The 2,536-nt window shown below is 58.4% G+C and carries 1 protein-coding gene and 2 pseudogenes; all 3 read left to right on the top strand.

Annotation, left to right across the window (positions count from 1 at the left end):
• A pseudogene (locus AC1DFC_RS29660) lies at window positions 1–527 on the top strand (hypothetical protein); the annotation flags it as partial.
• An 88-nt stretch (window positions 528–615) separates the two neighbouring features.
• A complete protein-coding gene (locus AC1DFC_RS29655; protein WP_478180570.1) occupies window positions 616–1,740 on the top strand; it encodes a hypothetical protein in 1,125 nt (374 codons plus the stop codon).
• Between the two features lie 133 nt (window positions 1,741–1,873).
• A pseudogene (locus AC1DFC_RS29650) lies at window positions 1,874–2,536 on the top strand (hypothetical protein); the annotation flags it as partial.

Below are 2,536 nucleotides of genomic sequence, written 5' to 3'. Positions count from 1 at the left end.
TGGCCAGAAAGAATGGTGCGCCCGGCAAGGCTGCTTACTACTCGCTCATCCTCTACCACCCACCGCTTGATGCAGCCGACCCGCTTGCCAAGGGCGAAGACGCCATCTTCGTTGGCCCGACATTGCCCATGCAGCAGGACGCGGCCCCGCTATGGGAGTACATCCGCTGCTACATGGAATACGGTCCTGGCCAGGAAGGCATCCCCGAACGGATAGAGCAGCAACACACTACTTATTGCGGCAAGCCCAGTCCCAGCCAGTACAGACTGGAACAACGTCCCGGAGTGATGGAAACCATGTATCACATGCTCAGTCAGGGGACCTGCTCGTGGCCCAGATTTCCGAAGGAATGGGAAAGCGACAGTGGAATGGGAGAACCTGAAGAGAAGCCCGTGCAAACGGGCGCCGTAATGACGGCGCTCGTCCATCGAGCACAAGGCAAGTTGAGCAAGACCGACGAGATCGAGTTCTTGAAGCGATGGGGAGCAGCCCAGACAGTGCAAGAAGCAAGGTCACAAAAAGCATAAATGAGTACGACGACCGGTAGCCGAACATCTGTTGGGGGCTTGCAGGGCTCTAGCTTTGCAGGTGACCTGCGATCAATCTGAAGAATCCATGTTCGTTCGCGAAAACAGCTACCGACTGGCCCAGCGCCGCTCCTCCGAAAAAGGCCGCACTCACATCAACCTGGATGGGCAAAAGCGCTGGCCGACATATCGCACCGGCGCACGTGGCATCGAGATCCCGGGCCGGGCCGCCTATGCCCAGAACGACGCGTACCTGGAACTGTGCAATCCGGGATGGGATTTTCAGTGGCGTGCAGGTATGGGGAATCTTTACGTCATCTTGCCCGCCGCCGTATTGATCTGGATTTGGTATGGATTTGCAGTCCATCCTCTTGTCTTCAAGACGATCATCTTTTTCTGGCCGACCATGGCCTACGGGAGCGAGGACTGGCCCTATCTTGTCTTCGGTTGGCTCCTGCTTTTCCCTCTCGCTTTGGCTAGCGCCTTCATGATCTTCGCGTGGTTCCACTGCATGGGCATGCGAACCTGCTTCTTTACTTACGCGCGCGGACGTATTCGCTTCAATCGGCTCACTCGCAAGGTGTACGTGCTGCGCCCCCGCTATTGCGGCGGCAACGTGGTGCTGGACTGGGAGCGCCTGGCGGCGCTGTTCGAACCGGAAGGCTCAAGCGCGGGCGCCAAGCAGACCATCAAGGCGCTGGCGCTACATCACCCGCCCTTCGACCCAACCGATCCGAACGCGAAAGGCGAAGACTGCATCTTCGTCGGCCCCGCCCTGCCGGGCCCACAAGAAGCAGCGTATCTGTGGGAGTACATCCGCCAGTACATGGAGGTCGGCCCTACGACCGATCACATTCCGGCCGACGCATCTTCTACCTACAAGGGCATTGCCCGTTACCTGCAGCCTGACTACACCACCTATTGCGGCAAACCCGACTCGCGCCAGTACGGGCTGGAACAAAAACCGGGCTTCATGGAGACGAGCTTCCACATGATGAGCCAGATCACCTGCTCTTGGCCAGCATTCCCGAAAGAGTGGCAAAGCGATTCGGGCATTGGCGAACCAGAGGACAAGCCGGTGCAAACGGGCGCCGTGATGACAGCGCTCGTCTATCGGGCCCAAGGCAAGCTGAGCAAGGCCGATGAGATCGAGTTCCTGCAGCGATGGGGAACGGCCGAGGCGGTACAGGAAGCAATGTCGCGCGAGAAGTGAGCAGACTGCGGGCGCGAGCGGCAAGCCATCGGCACGAATCGCCCCATGCTTGCCCGTCATATGCCGTAAGAGACGCTGCAGAAGCTCGCCAACGCGCGAGCTGAATTGCAATCGGGCCACTAGGAATTACAGGATGTTCCCAAACGAGCATGTCTATCAGCGTGCACGCCGACGCTCAATCGAGGAGGGTCGCAGATGCGTGCAGGCCGACGGCAGCAAGAAACTGTTGAAGCCCGTTGAGTGTGTCGAGCTCAGTGATGCTGTCTTACCAGCAGGGCGGTGCATCTACGCGCAGAACGAGATCTATCTGGAGTTTTGTAATTCGGGGTGGGAGCAACAGTGGAAAGCCGGCATCGGTTCGTTTTTTGTCTTGCTCCCTTGTTTGCTGGTTTTTTGGGGGCTCTACGGGTTTGCAATACACCCGCTCATCACTGGAAACATGCTCTTCCTTTGGTTTGGAGCATTTGAAGCACGGTCATTTTTTGTCTGGTTCGGCTGGCTGCTGCTTTTCCCCTTGTCCCTCGGCTGCTGCATCCTGTTGTGGCTGTGGTTCGACGTCATGGGCGTGCGCACGTGCTTCTTCACCTATGCACGAGGCCGCATTCGCTTCAATCGGGTGACGCGCAAGGTCTATCTGCTGAGGCCACGAGGTTGTGGTGGCAACGCCGTGTTCGACTGGGACCGCCTGCGCGCCATCGTCGACATGGATGGATATGACCTGCTGGCCAGAAAGAATGGTGCGCCCGGCAAGGCTGCTTACTACTCGCTCATCCTCTACCACCCACCGCTTGATGCA

The sequence above is a fragment of the Variovorax sp. 10L421 genome (assembly GCF_056395365.1).
This window is presented reverse-complemented; position numbering and strand designations above follow the sequence as displayed.

Excerpts from the sequence above, each read along its gene's own strand:
- AC1DFC_RS29655 (WP_478180570.1), top strand. The coding sequence starts at position 616 with ATGTTCGTTCGCGAAAACAGCTACCGACTGGCCCAGCGCCGCTCCTCC.